At 69.1% G+C, this 19,725-nt stretch carries 17 protein-coding genes and 1 pseudogene; 8 read left to right on the top strand and 10 right to left on the bottom strand.

Annotation, left to right across the window (positions count from 1 at the left end; translation table 11 throughout):
* Positions 1–67: 67 nt before the first annotated feature.
* Positions 68–595: a DUF2617 family protein gene (locus AB0A61_RS01715; RefSeq protein ID WP_361284401.1), complete on the bottom strand. Its 528-nt coding sequence runs from the start codon at positions 593–595 to the stop codon at positions 68–70.
* Between the two features lie 357 nt (positions 596–952).
* The gene (locus AB0A61_RS01710; protein WP_361284398.1) at positions 953–1,285 is read right to left on the bottom strand and encodes a hypothetical protein; all 333 of its coding nucleotides are present in this window, start codon (positions 1,283–1,285) and stop codon (positions 953–955) included.
* Positions 1,286–1,437: 152 nt separating this feature from the next.
* On the opposite strand from AB0A61_RS01710, the gene AB0A61_RS01705 reads away from it, so the two are divergent.
* Positions 1,438–2,628, top strand: a complete 1,191-nt coding sequence (locus AB0A61_RS01705) for a pyridoxal phosphate-dependent aminotransferase (RefSeq protein ID WP_361284395.1) — start codon at positions 1,438–1,440, stop codon at positions 2,626–2,628.
* 33 nt (positions 2,629–2,661) lie between these two features.
* Here AB0A61_RS01705 and AB0A61_RS01700 read toward each other — a convergent pair whose 3' ends face one another.
* The 3 genes from AB0A61_RS01700 to AB0A61_RS01690 are packed head-to-tail and all read right to left on the bottom strand — an operon-like array spanning position 2,662 to position 5,738.
* Positions 2,662–3,618 (bottom strand): hypothetical protein, encoded by a 957-nt coding sequence (locus AB0A61_RS01700; RefSeq protein WP_361284392.1) that lies wholly within the window; start codon positions 3,616–3,618, stop codon positions 2,662–2,664.
* Positions 3,615–5,459: an alpha/beta hydrolase gene (locus tag AB0A61_RS01695; protein WP_361284389.1), complete on the bottom strand. Its 1,845-nt coding sequence runs from the start codon at positions 5,457–5,459 to the stop codon at positions 3,615–3,617. The genes AB0A61_RS01700 and AB0A61_RS01695 overlap by 4 nt, the downstream gene beginning before the upstream one ends.
* Positions 5,460–5,468: 9 nt before the next feature.
* A complete protein-coding gene (locus tag AB0A61_RS01690; RefSeq protein WP_361284386.1) occupies positions 5,469–5,738 on the bottom strand; it encodes a hypothetical protein in 270 nt (89 codons plus the stop codon).
* 534 nt (positions 5,739–6,272) lie between these two features.
* On the opposite strand from AB0A61_RS01690, the gene haaT reads away from it, so the two are divergent.
* The 6 genes and pseudogenes from haaT to AB0A61_RS01660 all read left to right on the top strand — a co-directional run bounded on the left by haaT (position 6,273) and on the right by AB0A61_RS01660 (position 12,718).
* The gene (haaT, locus tag AB0A61_RS01685) at positions 6,273–9,053 is read left to right on the top strand and encodes a cyclophane-containing RiPP biosynthesis TPR protein HaaT (protein WP_361284383.1); all 2,781 of its coding nucleotides are present in this window, start codon (positions 6,273–6,275) and stop codon (positions 9,051–9,053) included.
* Positions 9,054–9,185: 132 nt separating this feature from the next.
* A complete protein-coding gene (haaA, locus tag AB0A61_RS01680; RefSeq protein WP_361284380.1) occupies positions 9,186–9,377 on the top strand; it encodes a HaaA family cyclophane-containing RiPP peptide in 192 nt (63 codons plus the stop codon).
* A 13-nt stretch (positions 9,378–9,390) separates the two neighbouring features.
* Positions 9,391–10,554, top strand: a complete 1,164-nt coding sequence (locus tag AB0A61_RS01675) for an FxsB family cyclophane-forming radical SAM/SPASM peptide maturase (protein ID WP_361284377.1) — start codon at positions 9,391–9,393, stop codon at positions 10,552–10,554.
* Between the two features lie 52 nt (positions 10,555–10,606).
* A complete protein-coding gene (haaN, locus tag AB0A61_RS01670; RefSeq protein WP_361284374.1) occupies positions 10,607–11,086 on the top strand; it encodes a cyclophane-containing RiPP N-acetyltransferase HaaN in 480 nt (159 codons plus the stop codon).
* Positions 11,087–11,203: 117 nt separating this feature from the next.
* A pseudogene (locus AB0A61_RS01665) lies at positions 11,204–11,468 on the top strand (ATP-binding protein); the annotation flags it as partial.
* 68 nt (positions 11,469–11,536) lie between these two features.
* Positions 11,537–12,718, top strand: coding sequence for a hypothetical protein (locus AB0A61_RS01660; protein ID WP_361284371.1), 1,182 nt, complete (start codon positions 11,537–11,539; stop codon positions 12,716–12,718).
* Positions 12,719–12,751: 33 nt separating this feature from the next.
* Here the strand turns inward: AB0A61_RS01660 and AB0A61_RS01655 are convergent, their stop codons facing one another.
* The 4 genes from AB0A61_RS01655 to AB0A61_RS01640 form a co-directional block, all read right to left on the bottom strand.
* The gene (locus AB0A61_RS01655) at positions 12,752–13,279 is read right to left on the bottom strand and encodes a YbjN domain-containing protein (RefSeq protein WP_361284368.1); all 528 of its coding nucleotides are present in this window, start codon (positions 13,277–13,279) and stop codon (positions 12,752–12,754) included.
* Positions 13,280–13,583: 304 nt separating this feature from the next.
* Complete coding sequence (gene clpB, locus AB0A61_RS01650; protein ID WP_361284365.1) at positions 13,584–16,181, bottom strand: ATP-dependent chaperone ClpB; 2,598 nt, start codon at positions 16,179–16,181, stop codon at positions 13,584–13,586.
* Between the two features lie 460 nt (positions 16,182–16,641).
* Positions 16,642–16,977 (bottom strand): hypothetical protein, encoded by a 336-nt coding sequence (locus tag AB0A61_RS01645; protein WP_361284362.1) that lies wholly within the window; start codon positions 16,975–16,977, stop codon positions 16,642–16,644.
* The gene (locus AB0A61_RS01640; protein ID WP_361284359.1) at positions 16,974–17,153 is read right to left on the bottom strand and encodes a hypothetical protein; all 180 of its coding nucleotides are present in this window, start codon (positions 17,151–17,153) and stop codon (positions 16,974–16,976) included. The genes AB0A61_RS01645 and AB0A61_RS01640 overlap by 4 nt, the downstream gene beginning before the upstream one ends.
* 116 nt (positions 17,154–17,269) lie before the next feature.
* Here AB0A61_RS01640 and AB0A61_RS01635 point away from each other — a divergent pair, with 116 nt between their 5' ends.
* On the top strand, positions 17,270–18,280 hold the full coding sequence (locus AB0A61_RS01635) for a helix-turn-helix transcriptional regulator (protein WP_361284356.1): 1,011 nt from the start codon (positions 17,270–17,272) through the stop codon (positions 18,278–18,280).
* Between the two features lie 52 nt (positions 18,281–18,332).
* Here the strand turns inward: AB0A61_RS01635 and AB0A61_RS01630 are convergent, their stop codons facing one another.
* The gene (locus tag AB0A61_RS01630; RefSeq protein WP_361284353.1) at positions 18,333–19,376 is read right to left on the bottom strand and encodes a helix-turn-helix transcriptional regulator; all 1,044 of its coding nucleotides are present in this window, start codon (positions 19,374–19,376) and stop codon (positions 18,333–18,335) included.
* Positions 19,377–19,725: the final 349 nt, after the last annotated feature.

Below are 19,725 nucleotides of genomic sequence, written 5' to 3'. Positions count from 1 at the left end.
GCGGCACACCATGTCACCCACACGTGTGGAAACAGGGACTGTCGGGGCATGAAGCGTTTGCGAGCGCTCAGGCGATGCGGGCCAGCGCCGACCGGCGCGCCCCCACTCTCGTCCGGGTCGCGACCAGTTGGCCGTCCTGCGGGTAGGCATGCCAGGTACGCCAGTGGACCTGGCCCTCGTGCCGCTGCGCCAGCATCGCGGTGAACGCGTGCGGGCTGCCGGGGAAGACACCGGCCAGCCCGTTGGGGTGGTCGGAGACCAGGGCGAGCAACTCCTGGGCGCGGCCCGCGAAGGACCCCGGCGACAGCACCTCGACGCGGGCCGCGAACTCGTACTCCCAGTCGTCGACCCGTTTGGCGACGCCGAGCGGCAGGGGCGTGCTGGAGCCGGCGATGCACGCCACCGTCTCCGAGCAGATACCTCGTTCTTCCTCCAGGAGTACCTGGTGGGACGCGCCGAGAAGCCGCAACTGCAGCTTTGTGCCCGCCAGTTCGAGATCCAGCATGGCCAGTGCGGGCAGCGGCTCACGCCCCAGGGCCCAGGCGAGGTCCGCCGCGCGCGTATCGGTGTAGGAGGTGTTCAGGGTCGTGAGCATGGATCGGCTCCGCTAGCACGCAAAGAAAGAAAGAGATAAGGAAGGAAGGCATGGGCCGGCCCACCCCGGTGGGACACAGGGAGACCGGTCCGGTCAGCCCAGTTCGGGAGAGGTGTGTGCGGGACGTCCGAGGGGCTGCGTCGGTGAGGTAGAGGGAATCATGAACGGTGGTTCGGCCACTAGCGTTTTTACCCAACTTCGCGGGCTTTCCATCCCTCAGAGGGCTTAACCACTCAACTGTTCAACCACTGCGTGCGCCGGGGCGCATGAGCGGGTGCCACAACGCCCGCCGGGAACAGTTTCCCGACGGGCGCGTGTACGGATACGGCTCCCCCTCCGGAGCTCGGCTGCCCCGTGTCAGCTGCCTCCGCCGCATCCGCTGCCGCACGACGAGCCACCGCACGAGGAGTGACCGCCGCAGGAGTGCCCACCACCGCAGGAGTGGTGACCACCGGAATGATGCCCGCCCGAGTGGTGCCCGCCGGACGACGAACCGCTGTCCCCCGCCGCGGCCCACCAGCTGACGCCCCCGTCGCTGCCACTGCCGTTGCCGCGGCTGCCCAGCGACCGCGACGACCGGCACCCGGACCGCTTGGCGTACGGCTTCTGCCCGGCGTTCCTGCGTGCGGCGGAGACCAGGGACGCCACGAACAGCGCCCCGATCACCGTCAGGATGATGCCGATGACCATGGCGTCACCCTCCTTCCGACTCCCCGGGGTCGCCCCCGGAAGTTCCCCCGAAGCAGCCCCCGGTGGGCGCCTCGCTCGTTGCGTGATCCGGACATGCCCACCGCGTCCGGAGGCCAAAGCACACTTGAGGAACTCCAGAGCTTCGGCGCAGGATGGCCGCCATGACCTCCAGCGCACGCCCGTTCCTCAACCGCCGGCTCGCCGAGTTCGGAACGACGATCTTCGCCGAGATGTCCGCCCTGGCCGTGCGGACCGGGTCCATCAACCTGGGCCAGGGATTCCCCGACACCGACGGCCCCGAGGAGATCCGGGAGGCGGCCGTACGGGCGCTGCGCGACGGGCGGGGCAACCAGTACCCGCCAGGACCGGGCATCCCCGAGCTGCGTACCGCGGTGGCCGCGCACCAGCAGCGGCGCTACGGGCTGTCGTACGACCCGGACACGGAGGTGCTGGTCACGGCGGGCGCCACCGAGGCCATCGCCGCCGCCCTGCTCGCCCTGCTGGAGCCCGGTGACGAGGTCGTCGCCTTCGAGCCGTACTACGACTCCTACGCGGCCTGCATCGCCATGGCGGGCGGCAGGCGGGTACCGGTCACGCTGCGCCCCCACGAGGGCGCGTTCCGCCTGGACCTCGACGAGCTGCGCGCCGCGGTCACCGACCGGACCCGGCTGCTGCTGGTCAACACCCCGCACAACCCGACCGGCACGGTGCTCACACGCGAGGAGCTGACGGCGATCGCGGAGCTGGCCGTCGAGCGGGACCTGCTGGTGGTCACGGACGAGGTGTACGAACACCTGGTCTTCGACGACGCCGAGCACCTGCCCCTCGCCACGTTCCCCGGCATGCGGGAGCGCACGGTGACGATCGGCTCGGCCGGCAAGACCTTCTCCTTCACCGGCTGGAAGGTCGGCTGGGCGACGGCACCACCGGAACTGGTGACGGCGGTGCGCTCGGCCAAGCAGTTCCTGACGTACGTGGCATCGGGCCCGTTCCAGTACGCGGTCGCGGAGGCGCTCTGCCTGCCGGACTCGTACTTCGACAGCTTCCGCACCGATCTCCGCCGCAAGCGCGACCTGCTCGGCAACGGCCTGCGCGCAGCCGGGTTCGAGGTCTACCAGCCCCAGGGCACGTATTTCATCACCACCGACATCGCCCCGCTGGGCGAGAAGGACGCCTACACCTTCTGCCGAGCGCTCCCCGAACGCTGCGGCGTCGTCGCCATCCCCAACTCCGTCTTCTACGACGACCCCGAGGCCGGCCGCAGCCAGGTCCGCTTCGCCTTCTGCAAGCGCGACGACGTCCTTCAGGAGGCCGCCGGCCGACTGCGGAGCCTGGCGTCCTGACCTCGCGTGCCCACGTTTCTCACCCGGGGAATCTCAGACCCCGGCAGACCCCACAGACACAACGGGCATCGTCACCGCGACGCGCACAGCACCAGTGGTGGACGGGGCTACCTGGGCCACGCTGTCGTCCTTGACGTTACGGGCGATGATCGCCGGAACGCCGGATTCTGTCGGAGCATGACGCACCGTCCAGCCCGCGCTCTGGAAGTAGGCCTGCACACGCGCCATCGCCTGCACCGTCTCCTCTTCCGTGAGCGGCTGGGTCGACCAGGTGTGGTGGACATGGGTGCCCTCGGAGTCCCTGTAGGCGTTGATTCCCTTCCCCTCGTGTGCCTGGGCGTGCGGTGCTCGAAGCGCGTCATAGATCCGGCTGGAGTGGTGAAGAGCCTGATGCTCGGCGTGCTCGTCGACCTGTGTGCGCAGAAGGGCTGCGGACTCGGCCGTGGACTGTCCACTGGCGCTGCGCCGGAAGCAAGGTGAGGTCACGCCGATGGAGGCCAGCCCTTCGCCCGTGGCCCGGTCCACCACGCCGGTGATTGCGTCCATCCAGAAGTCGTCGGGTTCGGTACGCATGTCCACGTGGGGGAATGGTTTGGACCAGTCCGCGTCCGACGACTGGAACTTGTAACCCAGTTTCACCCAGGCGTCCCTTGCCTGCCGCACCAGCGACTTGGCCTTGCTGCCCGGCACTCCAGTCAGCTTGTAGGCGAGACTCACCTGCAACCGATCATCAGGACCGCCGTCGTCCCGGGCAATACAGGCTCCCACCGGGGTGGGACCGATACGCTCGAGTTTCGGCCTCGGCGTCATGCCGTCCACCGCCTGGTGGATGATTTCCTCCGCACGCTTGGTTGCCTGCTGTTCGTTCATAGCGACCTGCTTCGGCGTTGCGGCGCCGTCTCCTTTCCCACCTCCGTGTGCCCCGCATGCCGTAGCCGCAACCAGTGCGGCCAGCAGTGCACCAATCGACATCAGATTGCGCAGCTTCACGGGGTTCCTCCGGTTACGATCTCCGCCAAATGGTCCAGGGATTTCCCCTCCCAGTACTGGGAGTGAGCGGGCATGAGTTTCAAATGCCAACCCGGAAGGTGCCCGTCGGCGACCTTGAAAGTACGCCCGCCGAATTCGTCGGATGTCGGGTCAGTCCCATACATAGCTGAATGGTCGTCAAAGAGATGCTCGTATGCCTTTGGGTTCAGGGGGGCCAGCCGCCCTGCCTGCGGCGGCGCCATATTGACCATGTCGTTCTTCGCAGTGGCTGCCCAGACGTGATCCGCGGGGATGTTCAGATCCTTGGCATGGTTGACCCCCATGCCCGGACTTCCCACCAAGATGGCGTTGTCCACTGGCAGGTTCGGATGGTCACGCATCGTCTCGCCGGCCACAAGGGTGCCGTAGCTGTGGCCCAGGAGCGTTGAATTCGCGTGCCCTCCATGATGAGTTGCATCAAGGCCGGCCAGAAAGTTACTCAGCGGCTCACGGGCGTTGTCGGCCCACTTCGTGTCAAAAGTCGCATCACCCAACAGGTCCTGTGGAGCATCGTAGCCAAGCCAAAGGATCGACGCGGTCGAATGTGTAAAGTCAGTTCGTTCCGCTTTGGCCTGGAGTAATTCGGCCCGCCGTATGTCGCCATCAATGCTACCCAGGTTCGATCCAGTTCCCGGAACATATGTCACCACATTGTCGGCGGTTTCCGGATTCCCAATGGATACGATGGCATGCCCGAGATTCTTGTTGTCGAATCCGAGCAGATAAGGTCGAGTCCCTTCATCCCCAGCGAAGTTGTCGTAGCGGCTCTGGATCGCATCCATACCGTCGATGCGATCCTGCATCTCCTTCCGCTTCGCTTCCCATTCCTTCCACTCGCCTTCAGGAAGTCTTTCTCGTACGTCCACCTCCTCGCCCGTGTTCGGGTTGACCCTGTGAACGATCTGAAAGCGGTCAGGCTCCTTCGCCATCCAGGCGTCCAGTTCGACCTGTGCGACACCACGGGACTCGGCAAGTACGGTTCGGTTCGCCTCATCACGCACGGTGGCGGGAAGCCCGTCCATCCACCCGATCGAATCAGGGTGGAGGGCTACGTAGTCAGCCCGCTGCTCGTCGCTGAGACTCTTCCACCACTCCGCGTTTTCCCTGGGAGTGCCGTGCTTGGGCGGCTCCTTGATTGAGAGCAGGTAGTCCTCAGCTCCCGTGAGAACACCGGCGGTGTCCTTCTTCACGTCGGCCCAGTCCCGGCCGGATACGGTCAGGTCGTCGTCGGCCTTCAGCACCCGCAGCTTCGGTGCCCACTTCTCGTCGGCCGCCGTGGCCTCCTTGACGGCGTCCGCGATGCGATCGGCGTATTCCTGCGCGTACCGGGCGTTGGGGTTGGGGTTGATGTTGGCCGCGTAGCGGCCGAGCGCATCTGCGGCCGTGGCCTGCGTCAGGCCGGTCATGGTGCCCCCTTCGGGGAGCTTGCCGTCGGTCTCCTCACCGGCCGGTGGGTAGCTGACCGACCCGTCGGAGTTCACGGTGAACTTCTTGGCGTGCGCTTCCTCGACCGCGGCGACCAGCTTCTTCTTGGCCGCCTCCAGGTCGTACACGAACCCGTCGAGCGCCGTGCTGACCAGACCACATTCGACCTGCGCGTAGTGGAAGTTCTTCGCCAACTCCTGCAACTGGCCGTCGGCCGCAGTCGCGGCCTCACCCTTGTTGGCCTTCTGCATGGCCGGGATGATCCGCATATCGATGCGATCCTTGGCCGCGCCGGCCATGTCGCTCACCGCGCGGAACCCATCGGCCGCATCCGAGTACTCGGACAGCTTCAAGGTCATCAGCGTCTTGTAATCCATGGCCCCTGGTCACCGGCCCTTGGGCTGACCGCCGACCGCGGGCGCGTCCTCGTACCCGGCAGTCAGCTCCGGCTTCGCCAGCGCCTTGCTGATGTTGTGCCGGAGATCGCCGACGGCGTCACCCGCCTTGGTCCTCGCGACCTTGTCGGACCTGATATTGCCGGACACTCCGGCACCCGAGCCGGTACCTCGATGGTCGACCGGCAACATGTTGAGCTGCATGTGCGCCGACTGCCGCCTGAGCGCCGCGACCGCGAGCTGCTCCCCCTCCCACGCCATGCGTGGCCCCTTCCCCGTGTCCCCTCGTGCGCCGCCGAGATGCTGTGAACATGCGATCGCAACGCTGCGGTGGTCGAGAAGCACAGTAGCGACACCGCATCACATGCCCCATCCGTCTCAGCCACCAGCCCGTCTGAGTACCTGTACTCAGACGGCACCCGGTCCTCGATCGGACACCTGACGCGGGGTCGGCACGGGGTGGGCCACGTACGAAGCGTGTGTGTGCGCTCGACCTTCCCTCCTCAGATGCGAGCGTGCGGCCGTTCTGAATGGCCGATACCAGACAGCGGGTGGCGCAGAGGTGACCTTGACCCGATCCGTTACGGCTGGTCCGCTTACTAGCGATGTGGCGCCGAGATCGACGAGATCGGGGAGTATGTACGTGTTCCGGGTGCACCTGCATGTGCTGTGCCAGCCAGCTCGCCGCCCGCTCGACATCGTGTCACGACGAGTGCCCGAGTCAGAATCCCTGCGGGATCGGGACGCCCCACCACCGAGACACTCTTCGCGCAACAGCACAGCGGAGTCGTGGGCGTGAGGGTGCGGCGCGGTGCGGCACTCGCCGCGGTCGCCGGCGGCGGCGCGGTCACCACGATGTTCGTGGGACTGGTGACGAACGCGGTGTCGGCGCAGTCTCATTGGCCGTCCTGGTTGGGTTGGTTACAGAAGCATCCCTGGCTGTCGTTCGTCATGCTGGGGGTGGTCACGGCTGCGCTGACGGCGGTCCTTGCTGTCCTGGACGATCGCCGGCCCCCGGGGCAGAACCCGGAGCCCGTGTCTCGTCCGGACGACGGATCGGGCCCGCCCGGCGCCGCCCTGGTGCTGCGGTCGCTGCCTCGCGACACCTCTGCCTTCACCAACCGGTCCACCGAGCTGGAGTCACTGGTCCAGTCAGTCCGTGCCGCGCAGGACACCGGCGAAGCTCTCCCCGTCCATGTGATCGACGGGATGCCGGGCGTCGGGAAGACCGCCTTCGCAGTGCACGCGGGACACGTGCTCTCCGAACGGTTCCCGGACGGGCAGCTCTTCGTGAACCTCAACGGACACACACCCGGCCGTAGCCCGGTGCAGTCGACCGAGGCTCTGGCCTCGCTGCTCGCAGCCGCCGGCGTGCCGACGCAGCAGATCCCCGTCGGCGACGACGTCGGCGCGGTCACAGAGGCCCGTGCCGCCATGTGGCGCAGTCGGCTCGCAGGGAAGAAAGCGCTGCTCATCCTCGACAACGCGGCCAGCTACCGGCAGCTGGAACCGCTGCTCCCCGGCGGGAGCGAATGCCTCGTGCTGGTGACGTCCCGCAAGAGGCTGGCCGCACAGGAGGAAGTGGTGCTGCCGGTGCAAGCGCTACCGCCGGATCACGCGGTTGATCTGTTCGTTCGGCTCAGCGGACGACCGGCAGACTCACTCGACCGGAACACACTCGAGGAACTCGTGCGCCTGTGCGGCTACCTGCCCCTTGGCGTGTCGCTGCTCGCCGCGCGCCTGCGGCATCACCCCACCTGGAGCTCCGAGGACCTGCACGGACGGCTGGTCGCAGCCCGAGACCGGCTGGGCGAACTTCGGGCCGGGGAGCGTGCGGTCGCCGCGACCTTCGACCTGTCCTACCAAGACCTCCCACTGGAGCTGCAGCGCTTCTTCCGGGCCCTCGGTCACTACCCCGGTACGGATCTCGACGCGAACGTCGGGGCCGCGCTCGGCGCGGTCACGGTGACGGTGGCCCGCGACCAGCTCGACGCGCTCTACGACGCCCATCTGATCGACGAGCATCCGGGGAGCCGCTACCGACTTCACGATCTCTTGCGCGATTACGCCCGCGGTCTCGCTGCCGAAGGAGACAGCATGGACCACGTACAGGCCGTTCAGCGTGTGGGCACCTACTATCTGGCGGCTCTCGCCGCCGCGAACGAGCACATCGTCCGCAGCGGCGCCGTCGCGCCACCTCCGCCGGACGACACGGGACAGGCGGAGACTCCACCCCTGGAGTCGCGTACGGCCGCGCTGAGCTGGCTGGAGGACGAGCGGCCCAACATCCTCGCCTGCATCCGGCGGGCCAACAGCCTCGCGCTGTACGACTTGGTGATCCACCTGGCGGCCGCCATGGCACCGTTCCTCCGGCAGGCCGGCCCCTGGGACCAGGCCGTTGGGCTGCACCGGACCGCCGCCGAGGCCGCGCGGCACACCGGCGACCAGCAGGCACTGGCGGGCGCACTGACCGAACTCGGCGTCGTGCGGCGCTTCATGGCCGCCTACCCCGAGGCGACCGCAGCCCTGAACGAGGCCGTGACGCAGTACAACGTAGTCGGCGACCGGCACGGGAAGGCGGACGCCCTGAACCAGGCCGGCATCGTCTGGTACCTGACCGCGGACAACGACGCCTCTGCCCGCGCCCAGACCGAAGCTCTTGCTCTCTACCGCGAGGTCGGCCACCCGCTCGGACAGGCCAACGCACTCGCCGACCTCGGCATGGTGCGCCGCCAGACCAGCGACTTCGACGCGGCCGTAGAAGCGCAGTCCGAAGCCCTGTCGATCTACCGTGAACTCGGCGACAGGTACGGGGAAGCCAACTCCCTGCGGGATCTGGGCGTCGTGCATTGCCTCATGGGCGAGTACGAGCGGGCCGCGCAGCGGCACCGTGAAGCATTCGCCCTCTACGAAGAACTCGACGACCGGGTCCACCAGGCATACGCCCTCGTGGAGTTGGGCGTCGTGCGCAGGCTCACCGGCGACCTCGTCGGCGCTCGCGAGGCTCACACCCAGGCCCTGGAGTACTTCACCGAACTCGGCGAGCGGTTCGGGCATGCGAACTGCGTCCGCCATTTTGGGGTGCTGGACCGACTGAGCGGGGACGCGACGACGGCGATCCGCGCGTTGGAAGAAGCCCTGGAGGCATACCGGGAACTCGGCAGCCGCGGTGGCGAGGCCGCTTCGCTCGGCGAGCTGGGCGCCGCTCGCACAGCAATCGGTGACCGAATTGGTGCTGTCGACGCGTTCGAGCAGAGCCTCGACATCTTCCGCGAACTCGGCGATCGCTGTGGTGAGGCGGAGGTCCTGACCCACTGGGGAACACTGCTGCGTACGTCAGGCGACCCGGGCGCGGCACGCCGCAACTTCGAACAGGCGCTTGGGACGGCCCAGGCCATCCGCTGTCCGTTGGAGCAGGCACGGGCACTGGAGGGAGTAGGTCGCTGCGACTGGGTGATCGACGGCCCCGAACGCGCCGAGCGGTCGCTACGCGAAGCTCTCTCCATCTACAGGCACTTGGGGGTGAGCGCGTCGGCCGACGACATCGAACGGCTCCTGGTGTCGCAGGCGGGATGAACCACTGCGTGGCCAGTTTCCGTGTGTTGCGGTGAGTGGCCGGGCTGCTACGTTGCGAGCCGGTCTGCCGCCTTCAACCACCGCCGTCGCACTGTGCTGGTCTCCGGGCACGTCCCTCACGAGGAGCGTTGAATGCCGTCACGTACGTCCCTTTCCGCGTCGCACGCCACGGCCTCCACCGGTCGGCAGCCCGCGCAAGGCAACATGGTCCTGGACCGCGTCGCCGCCCGAGTACAGCAGCGGCGAGCGGCCGAACAGGCCGCGACGAACCGCGTCGGCGACGGTACTCACGCCGCCTCGCTCATCTGGCCCTGGCCGTTCTGAGCGCCTGCACTCGATGGCGAGGCTCGAAGTCACCGTTCCTTTCCGGACGTTCATCCTCAAGGTCGCCAATCGCTGCAACATCGACTGTGACTACTGCTTCGTCTTCAACTCCAAGGACCAGGCGGCGCGGCACCTGCCCGCCCGGATGGGCCTGGACGCAGCCCGAGCCGCGGCCCGTCGGGTCGGAGAGCATGTCATGGCCCATGGGCTCCGAGCGGTCCATGTCGTGCTGCACGGCGGAGAGCCGCTGCTGGCCGGTGTCCGGCACATGGCCGGCCTCCTGGGTGCGGTTCGGGAGGGGATTCCCGCGAGCACCGAGGTGCACTTCGAGCTCCAGACCAACGGGACGCTTCTCTCCGATGCGTGGCTAGACCTCTTCGAGCGGTACGGGGTGGTCGTGGGCGTCAGCCTGGACGGGCCGCCGGCCGCGAACGACCGGCACCGGCTCACCCACCACGGGCGCTCCAGCGCCGCAGCCACCATACGCGGCATCGAACTCCTGCGATCCCGCCCGCACCTGTTCGCCGGACTGCTCGCAGTCGTCGACCTGGCCAACGACCCGGTCGAGGTTCACGACTACCTGGCCTCCTTCGAGCCTCCGGTCATCGACTTCGGATTCCCTCACGGAACCCACGACGACCCGCCGCACCGCAACGACCCGAGCGTGCCCGAATACGGGCTCTGGATGAGCCAGGTACATGACGCCTGGCTCGACCGCCCCGACCACCAGCACAGCGTCCGGATGCTGGAGGACATCGTGGCGCTGAGCTCCGGCGTGCGCAGCTCGGTGGAAACGCTGGGGCTGGCCCCGCCCACCAGCGTCGTGATCGAGTCCGACGGCAGCATCGAGGGCGTGGACACCCTCCGCTCCGTCGGGGAGGGCGCCTCCCTGCTGGGGTTCGACGTCTTCAACCACTCCTTGGACACGGCCCTCCACCACCCCAAGCTCCTGCACCGGCAGCAGGAGGGGACGGCCGCACTCGCCCAGCAGTGCCGGAGCTGTCCCCTGGTGGCCGTGTGCGGCGGTGGCTATCTGCCGCACCGCTTCAGCACGGACCGTGGGTATCGGAACCCGTCCGTCTACTGCGCGGACCTGGCGTATCTCATTCAGCACGTCCAGGGTTCTCTGCAACGGCACGGCTGGGCGCTGGGGACTACCGCGTCCGCCGCCCCATAGGCGCACCGCCGCTGGCCCTGGGCTCACCACGAATGAGAGGAGCTGTACGCCGATGACCGTGACGATCCGGCCGGCCGAGAAGAACGACGTTCGGCAGCTGGCCGCACTGATCGAGGAGATCGAGCGCTTCTACGGCACTGCGGATGCCGACATCCAGCCGTTCGACGAGCGTCAGGCACAGGTCGAGGAGGCGCTCTTCGGGTCGCCGCCGCTGGCTTCCGCCCTTGTGGTCGAGGACGAGACGGGCGACATCGTGGGCCTCGCCGCGTACTCGTTCCTCTGGCCGAGCGCCGGTTCCACCCACTCCCTCTTCCTCAAGGAGCTGTACGTCCGTGAAGCCCTGCGTCGGCAGGGCATCGGTGCCCAGCTGATGGGCGAACTCCGCGGCATGGCCTCGGCACGCCCCGGCTGCACCCGTCTGGAATGGATGACGGACCGCGTGAACCCGGATGCGCGCGCCTTCTACCAGTCACTCGGGTTCCAGGAGGACGACGGGAAGATCGTCTACCGGTTCAGTACGGCTACGGCGTGAGGCATTGAGGCCGGGGCACCGTGCTCCCGATTGCCGTCACGGCCGGAGGGAGGGTCGGCGACGGGCTGACCCGACTCGGTGCAGGGCACGGGCTGACAATCGCGGACTACGCCGGATTCACCCCAAGGCGCTCGGCTCGCCCGGCGCCTTGCCGTGCGGTGCATGGCGGGGTGAGGGCACCCCCCGGTGTCGGACGCCTCGTGCACGGCCGCCCGCCGCTCCGCCCTCGCCGGACCCCGACGGAGAGTCGGGCCGCGGCCTGCTCCTGGTGGACGCCATGGCCGCGCGCTGGGGCTCGGCACCTCGTCACCCCGTGGGCAAGACGGTGTGGGCAGAGGTGTCCACCTGGCCTCGTTCCGAGGGAGGGTCGGCGACGGGCTGACCCGACTCGGTGCAGGGCACGGGCTGACAATCGCGGACTACGCCGGATTCATCCCGCAAGATTCCAATGTGACCGATGTCAGCACCCCCGTACCTTCGCCCGCGTTCACCGAGCCGGATGCCGGTGGGAGGGTCCGGCTACGGCTCCCGCTGGCGGCCGTGGCCGTCGGCCTGTTCGTGGCCGCCCGGATCGCCGGGGTGGCCGTCCTCGCCGTCAGTGCCTGGGCCGTGGGCAAACATCCGCTCGCCCTGCTCGGCCGGTCCTGGGACTCGATCTGGTACCTGGCGATCGCCGCCCACGGCTATGGCCGCACACTGCACCCCCGGCCCGGGATCGTCTGGAGCGACCTGGCGTTCTTCCCGATCTACCCGGCGATAATCCGCGCCGTCCACACCGTGACCCCGCTGAGCGGGGGCGCATCGGCACTGGTCGTGTCGTGGCTCGCCGCCGCGGTGGCCGCCTGCGGGATCTACGCGGTCGGCGCCCGGCTGCACGGGCGGGCCGTCGCCACCGCCCTGGTCCTGCTGTGGGGGCTGCTGCCGCACTCGGTCGTGCTGTCGATGGCGTACACCGAGCCGGTCCTCACCGCCTTCGCCGCCTGGTCGCTGTACGCGGTGCTCGACGGGCGCTGGCTGTGGGCGGGCGCGCTGTCCGCGCTGGCCGGGCTGTCCCGGCCCAACGGGTTCGCGGTGGCGATGGCGGTGCTCGCGGGGGCGGCCCCGGTGGTGTGGCGGGCCCGCGGCCGGGTTTCCCCCAGGCTGTGGGCGGGCGCCGCGCTCGCGCCGCTGGGCTGGGTGGCCTATGTGCTCTGGGTGGGGCGGCGCAAGGGGGACCTGCTCGGCGGCTACTTCACGGTGCAGCGGCTGTGGGGATCCCGCTTCGACTTCGGCTCACTGCACTTCGTCAAACAGCTGCTGATGCACCGGGACCTGTTCGTGTACCCGATGGCGCTGGTGGTCGTGTCGGCGGCGGTCCTGCTGTACGCACTGCTCATGCTGGACCGCGCGCCCCTGCCCCTGGTGGTCTACAGCGGTGTGCTCATCGTCGTGGCGCTCGGCGGCTCGGGCTTCTTCCAGTGCAAGCCCCGCTTCCTGCTGCCCGCCTTCCCGCTGCTGCTGCCGCTCGCGGCGGCCATGGTGCGCGCAGGGAGAGCCCGGCCCTGGCACGCGGCCGTGGTGGCCTGCGCCCTGGCCGGGCTCTCGTTCGCCTACGGGGCGTATCTGCTCGTGGTCGCCCGCACGCCGCTGTAGGTGTGCGGGCGCGGGGACTGCACCCGGGACGGACTACTCCTCGTCGTCCTCGGGCTTGTCGGCGTCGTTGACCTCCTGCTCAAGACCGAGCTGTTCGACGAGCCACCGGTCGAACTCGATGGCGGCCCGCACCCAGCTGACCGTCGAGGAGACGAAGTGCTCAAGGCTCACGCCCATGCCGATCAGCATCTGCGCCTCGCCGATGAGGCGGACGGTGCCGTCGTCGTGGGTGTGGGTGTAGACCTTGGGCCAAAGGGTCCTACGGTTCCAGTCGTCGATGGACTCGAGGAGCTGCGGCTTCTCGTCGATCTTGTGGGACCGGTCGTAGAAGGTCCGCACCGAGAAGACCTGCTGGTCGGCCTCGCCGCGGAACATGAAGTACGTGCGGAACTGCTCCCACGGCGCGACGAGGTCACCCTCCTCGTCCACGAGGTGCTTGAGCTCCATCTGGTCGAGGAGCTGCTTCACGAGGTCCTGATCCGGGACGACGGGGCCCGCCGGTCCTTGCTGCGGCTCGGGCTGGCCCCCGAAGTTCGGAATCGAGGACGGGTCGATGCTCACCGTGTTTTTCCCTTCGTACGGATTCCGCCATCCTCCCCCATGCGGGGAGGGTGGTGGCAAGCCCCGCCGCCCCTGTCAGCCCACGGCTGACAGGATCCGGTCACCGGGACGGCCGTCGCCCGGGTACCCGTACGGGCCCCTCCGCGACACGCCCGGGGCGATGCGACCGGGACGCCCTCCGGGTGCGACCTGGATGCGCCAGGACACGTCCTCGAGGCAACCGGGACGGCACCCTCATGCCGAACCGCCCCGGCCCCCTCGCGGTGATCGGCGAGGGGGCCGGGGCGCCGTGGGACGGCCTCCGCTACAGCGTCTTGCCGGTCGCCGCACCGACGAGCAGACCGGCGCCGAAGCGGTCCACACGGACCGTGTCGCCGTCCTTGATCTCGCCGGCCAGGATCTCCTTGGCGAGGCGGTCGCCGATGGCGGTCTGGACCAGGCGTCGCAGCGGGCGGGCGCCGTAGGCCGGGTCCATGCCCTCGTCGGCGAGCCAGGCCAGGGCCTCGGGCGTGATCTCCAGGGTCAGGCGCCGCTCGGACAGGCGCTTGGCCAGGCGGTCGATCTGCAGCTGTGCGATCCGCTCCAGCTCGGCCTTGTCCAGCGCCGAGAAGACCACCAGGTCGTCCAGCCGGTTGAGGAACTCCGGCTTGAAGGAGGCCCGCACCACCTCCAGCACCTGCTCCTTCTTCTCCTCCTCGCCGGCGATGGGGTCGACCAGGAACTGGCTGCCCAGGTTGGAGGTGAGGATCAGGATGGTGTTGCGGAAGTCGACCGTACGCCCCTGGCCGTCCGTCAGGCGGCCGTCGTCCAGCACCTGCAGAAGGATGTCGAAGACCTCGGAGTGGGCCTTCTCCACCTCGTCGAGCAGCACCACGCTGTACGGGCGGCGGCGGACCGCCTCCGTGAGCTGGCCACCCTCCTCGTAGCCGACGTAGCCGGGCGGGGCGCCGACCAGGCGGGCGACGCTGTGCTTCTCGCTGTACTCCGACATGTCGATGCGGACCATCGCCCGCTCGTCGTCGAACAGGAAGTCGGCCAGGGCCTTGGCGAGTTCGGTCTTGCCGACACCGGTCGGGCCGAGGAAGAGGAACGAACCGGTCGGGCGGTCGGGGTCCGAGATGCCCGCCCGGCTGCGGCGTACGGCGTCCGAGACGGCCCGTACCGCCTCCGTCTGCCCGATCAGCCGCCTGCCGATCTCCTCCTCCATGCGCAGCAGCTTCTGCGTCTCGCCCTCCAGCAGGCGGCCGGCCGGGATGCCGGTCCAGGAGGCGACCACGTCGGCGATGTCGTCCGGGCCGACCTCCTCCTTCACCATGGTGTCCCTGGCGGCCTCCTCCTCGGCCTGCGAGGCGGCCTCCAACTCCTTCTCGACGCCCGGGATCTCGCCGTACAGCAGCTTGGACGCGGTGTCGAAGTCGCCGTCGCGCTGGGCGCGTTCGGCCTGGCCGCGCAGGTCGTCGAGCTTCTCCTTCAGCTCACCGACGCGGTTGAGGGACTGCTTCTCCTTCTCCCAGCGGGCGGTCAGGCCGCGCAGCTCCTCCTCCTTGTCGGCGAGGTCGCGGCGCAGCTTCTCCAGCCGCTCGCGCGAGGCGGCGTCCGTCTCCTTGTCGAGCGCCAGCTCCTCCATCTTCAACCGGTCGACGGTGCGCTGGAGTTCGTCGATCTCGACCGGGGAGGAGTCGATCTCCATCCGCAGCCGGGAGGCGGCCTCGTCGACGAGGTCGATGGCCTTGTCCGGCAGGAAGCGGGAGGTGATGTAGCGGTCGGACAGGGTCGCGGCGGCCACCAGCGCGGAGTCGTTGATCTGCACCTTGTGGTGGGCCTCGTAGCGGCCCTTGAGTCCGCGCAGGATCGCGACGGAGTCCTCCACGCTCGGCTCGGCCACCAGCACCTGCTGGAAGCGCCGCTCCAGCGCCGGGTCCTTCTCGATCCGCTCGCGGTACTCGTCGAGGGTCGTGGCGCCGACCATGCGCAGTTCGCCGCGGGCCAGCATCGGCTTGAGCATGTTGCCCGCGTCCATCGCGGAGTCGCCGCCGGCGCCCGCGCCCACGACCGTGTGCAGCTCGTCGATGAAGGTGATGATCCGGCCCTCGGAGTCCTTGATCTCGGCGAGGACGGTCTTCAGGCGCTCCTCGAACTCGCCGCGGTACTTCGCGCCCGCGACCATGGCGCCCAGGTCGAGCGCGACCAGCCGCTTGTTCTTGAGGGACTCGGGCACGTCGCCCTTCACGATCCGCTGGGCGAGCCCCTCGACGACGGCGGTCTTGCCGACGCCGGGCTCACCGATGAGGACCGGGTTGTTCTTCGTACGGCGGGACAGCACCTGCACGACACGGCGGATCTCCTGGTCCCGGCCGATGACCGGGTCGAGCCTGCCCTCGCGGGCGGCCGCGGTGAAGTCGGTCCCGAACTTCTCCAGGGCCTTGTACTGGCCCTCCGGGTCGGCTGTGGTCACCCGGCGTCCTCCCCTGGCCTTCTGGAAGGCCTCCTGCAGCTTCCTGGCACCGGCACCCTGCCCGGAGAGCACCTCGCCGGCCGCGCCGCCCTTGGCCGCGACACCGATGAGCAGGTGCTCGGTCGACAGGTACTCGTCCCCGAGCTCCTTCGCCCGGGTCTGGGCGTCCGCGATCACGGCGAGCAGCTCGCGGTTGGGCTGCGGGGGCGCGACGGTGGACCCGGTCACGCTGGGCAGCGACGCGAGTACGCGCTCGGTGCCGGAACGGACGGCGGCCTGGTCGGCGTCGACGGCCGCCAGCAGGTCGGTGATGTTCTCGTTGTCCTGCCCCTCGAGCAGCGCGAGGAGCAGATGGGCGGGCGTGAGGTCCGGGTGCCCCTCGGTCACGGCCCGGTTTCCGGCCGCATTGATCGCGTCCCGGCTCCTGTTGGTCAGCTCGGCGTCCACGGTCCCGTTCTCCTCCTTGGCGTCAGCGCTCTGCGACGTCTCCCTGTGCTGACTTAACCAACGTAACAAAGTTGAGTCTATTCCACTCAAGGTGGAGCCGGGGGCTTTGCGCGGAACGAGTTCCGAACGAAGGGGGCGCGAGCGCGAACGGGCGGGCGGCGGGCGGCGGGCGGCGGGCGGCGGGCGGCGGGCGGCGGGCGGCGGGCGGCGGATCGTGCGGGCGACGCCAGAGGGGGCGCGGGAACGGACGCGGGAGGGGACGCGGAAACGGACGCGGGAGGCAGCGCAAGAGGGTGCGCCCGGGCATGGCCGAGCCGGCGCGGCTGTTTTCAGCCAGTACGCAACGCTGCCGAACCCGGCGATTCCGGGAAAAACTGCAGCGGCGTCACCGTGTTCAGGTCACGGTGACGCCGCTGCGGGGGGAAGCACCTGAGCGATCTTTTACGACGGGGGAATCGCTTCAGGCACTGCGGGGGGTGGCTGAGATGGTCCTGAGGTTCGACGGTTCCGGCGCCACCTGCCGGTGATCCCGCTGGTCGAGGTTGACAAAGATCATTCCGTATCGGACGGCACACCGCACAGGCTGCGGCGCCCCCCGAGGCCGCCGCAGACACCGGTACGCCCGCACGTCCTCGTCGTCGTCCCGCGTGACGACGACCGGCTCGCCGAAGACGGTCACCATCAGCGAGTCACCACTGTGGGGGATGGCGGTGACCAGGTCGATGAAGTGCCAGCCGGAGCGGTAGGCGGTGGCCATTTCCCGCCGGAAGGAACGGTCGTCGGGAGGTGTCGTCACTTCAACTCACCGCCAGTGCCGACCTGCGCGGCACCGCCGCCGGCCGAGGCGCTGGCCACGGCCACCGCCGGCCAGGCACTGTCCGCCCGAGTATCACCCTTCGCACCAGCGAGGCCACTCAGCGCACCGAAGGCCACAACGGTGGAGAAGGCTGCTACAAGCACCGAGCGAAGCATTCTCTTACGCATAGTCGGCTTCGTCCTCACTTGAAGGTCCCCTCTTCCCCCGTCAGATACGACGATGGCTCATTCGGGCACGTCATGGCCACACAATCGGTGCATCATGTTCCTGCATGTTCAGGACCCTGGGGGGTGGAGATTTGACAACAAATCGGACAAAGGAAACACATCCCCATGCGGTGACCGAGATGTGCGAGGAGGGTGGCCGTCTTTATGCGCATGCGCTGCGCCTCGGACGCGTCGCCCGCACCGATGTGGAATCCGCCCCCTGCCTGATCGAATTCGCCCTGCTGCACCCCGACCCCGACGACGCGGGCTGGCTGCGCCCGGTGTCTCCGGCGGTGGCCCTGGCCCAGCGGCTCAACCCCATCGAGCAGGAGATCACCGAGCGGCGGCGGCTGTCGATCGAACTGTCGGACGCATTCGAGCCATTCATGGCCCTCAGCGCGCAGGCGACGGCGAGCACGGACTCCATCACGGTGCTGGAGGGCGGCGAACGGATCAACGCGGCACTGAACCTGGCCGCGGCCCAGTGCCACTCGGAGATGCTCACCATCCAGCCCAGCGGCAACCGCCCCGAACGCAGCCTGGTCCAGGGTCTGGAGCGCGACCGGCCGCTGACCGAACGCGGGGTGCGCATCCGCACGCTCTACCAGCACACCGCCCGCTACAGCCCCGAAAAGCTGGCCTACGTCGCCCAGTTGTCCGTCGGCAAGGCCGAGTACCGCACCATAGACGAACTCGTCGAGCGCCTGATCATCTGCGACGAGACCGTCGCGTTCATCCCCGCCCGGGACGACCAGCAGGTGGCCCTGGAGCTGAGGCACCCCGGTCTCGTCCGCTACCTCATCAAGCTCTTCGAGATGCTGTGGGACCGCGCGGTACCGCTGAGCACCTCGGCCCCCTACGAGACCGCCTCCGGCGGCATCACGGAGATCCAGCACTCCATCGCCAAGCTGCTGGTCGAGGGGCACGTCGACGAGGCCATCGCACGCCGCCTCGGCATGAACGTCCGCACCTGCCGCGCCCACATCGCGAAGCTGGCCACCGCCCTCGGCAGCGGCAGCCGGGCCCAACTGGGCTATCTCATCGCCCAGTCCGGAATCCTGGAGCAGGAGCGCTGAGTCCGGCGCGGTCCGGGACGTTCCGGGGCCTGAGGATGCGCGGCGGGCCGGCTCAGCGGACGGTCTGGGAGCCCTGATCACGAACCGTGAGCGACGCGACCTCGGCGGCGCGCGGCGGACCGTCCAGCCCGGCCTGGGCGATGCGGACACCCAGCTGGGTGCGGCTGGCCGCGCCCAGTGTCTCCGACAGACGCGCGATGTGGGCGCGGCAGGTGCGGACGCTGATGCCCAGCCGTTCGGCGATGACGGCGTCCTGGTGGCCCTCGGCGAGCAGCGCGGCGATGGACTGCTCCCGCAGCGAGATGCCCTCGATGCCGGTGTCCGGCAGGGGGGCGGTCAGCGGGATCGCCAGGCGCCACAGGCGTTCGAAGACCGTGACCAGGTACTCGACCAGCGCGGGGTGGCGCAGCTCCAGTGCCATCGTGCGGTCGCTGTTGGCCGGGATGAAGGCGACCGTGCGGTCGAAGAGGATGAGGCGGTCGATGACCTCGTCGAGGGTACGGGCCTCGACCGCGTCACCCATCAGCTCCAGGTAGTTGAGCAGTCCCTGGCCGTGCCGGGCGACATGGGTGTACAGGTCGCGCATCCGCACTCCGCGGCCGCGCAGCGCCAGGGCGCGGTGCAGGCCCTCCGACAGCTCGTGCTCGCGGCGGATGCCGCCGGGCTGCACGGTCAGCACCTCGCGGGTGCACGCCTCCGTCGCCTCGTCCATGGCCGCCTGGATGCGGGACAGGCCGTCCAGCACGCGGATCGCCGTGCCCTCGAGCGGCGCGGAGGGCGGCTGCACCTGGCGGCCGAGGCCGGCGTACCGCTCGAAGGCGGCCACCACCGAGCCCACCCTGCGGTGGCTCTCGCTGACCTCGTCGTACATGCCGCGCAGCAGCCGGGTCATGACCTCCTGCGGCGCGGTCGGCACCAGGAAGTCCATGTCGTCGGGGTCCGGGTGCAGCAGCGCCAGTTCGAGCAGACAGGGCACCGGCTCCGCGTCCCGGCGCGGCACGCGGCCCCGCCGTACGGCCCGGGAATACACGCGATTCCCGGCCTCGCACAGTCGGTCAGCACCGTGTGGATGCTCGTCCGTCCCGTGCCCGGCCATGGCCCATCCCACCCCCGGTTTCCGCCTCTTCCGCAGCGCAACTATGCGCGGACCTGACCGCCTGTGCAACACGGCTCCCGGCGGCGTGGCCGCCGGAAACCACCGGTATCAGCCGTTGTGTACCGGCGTCCGTACGTCACACTGCAGCCATATGCCGACGGTGGTCCGCTCCCCGGCGGAAGGCGTCCTGCGCGGCGGGACGGCAGGCGTCCCCCCTCCCCGCGGACACCTCGTCCGTCCGGGCGGCGCTCCCTGCGCCGACCACGCCGAGGACCGCGCCGGGGACCGTCGCATCCGCGAACGTCCCTCCTCGACGGCACCCTGAGCGCACCCTGAGCGCCCCTCCTCG

It is taken from the genome of Streptomyces sp. NPDC046197 (assembly GCF_040646295.1).
Taxonomy (GTDB): domain Bacteria; phylum Actinomycetota; class Actinomycetes; order Streptomycetales; family Streptomycetaceae; genus Streptomyces.
The sequence above is the reverse complement of the archived record's forward strand: the minus strand, read 5'-3'. Positions and strand labels throughout refer to the sequence as shown.

Excerpts from the sequence above, each read along its gene's own strand:
- AB0A61_RS01635 (WP_361284356.1), top strand. The coding sequence starts at position 17,270 with ATGTTCAGGACCCTGGGGGGTGGAGATTTGACAACAAATCGGACAAAG.
- AB0A61_RS01695 (WP_361284389.1), bottom strand. The coding sequence starts at position 5,459 with ATGGATTACAAGACGCTGATGACCTTGAAGCTGTCCGAGTACTCGGAT.
- haaN (WP_361284374.1), top strand. The coding sequence starts at position 10,607 with ATGACCGTGACGATCCGGCCGGCCGAGAAGAACGACGTTCGGCAGCTG.
- AB0A61_RS01675 (WP_361284377.1), top strand. The coding sequence starts at position 9,391 with ATGGCGAGGCTCGAAGTCACCGTTCCTTTCCGGACGTTCATCCTCAAG.
- AB0A61_RS01690 (WP_361284386.1), bottom strand. The coding sequence starts at position 5,738 with ATGGCGTGGGAGGGGGAGCAGCTCGCGGTCGCGGCGCTCAGGCGGCAG.
- AB0A61_RS01705 (WP_361284395.1), top strand. The coding sequence starts at position 1,438 with ATGGCCGCCATGACCTCCAGCGCACGCCCGTTCCTCAACCGCCGGCTC.
- AB0A61_RS01640 (WP_361284359.1), bottom strand. The coding sequence starts at position 17,153 with ATGCTTCGCTCGGTGCTTGTAGCAGCCTTCTCCACCGTTGTGGCCTTC.
- AB0A61_RS01715 (WP_361284401.1), bottom strand. The coding sequence starts at position 595 with ATGCTCACGACCCTGAACACCTCCTACACCGATACGCGCGCGGCGGAC.
- AB0A61_RS01710 (WP_361284398.1), bottom strand. The coding sequence starts at position 1,285 with ATGGTCATCGGCATCATCCTGACGGTGATCGGGGCGCTGTTCGTGGCG.
- haaA (WP_361284380.1), top strand. The coding sequence starts at position 9,186 with ATGCCGTCACGTACGTCCCTTTCCGCGTCGCACGCCACGGCCTCCACC.
- AB0A61_RS01630 (WP_361284353.1), bottom strand. The coding sequence starts at position 19,376 with ATGGCCGGGCACGGGACGGACGAGCATCCACACGGTGCTGACCGACTG.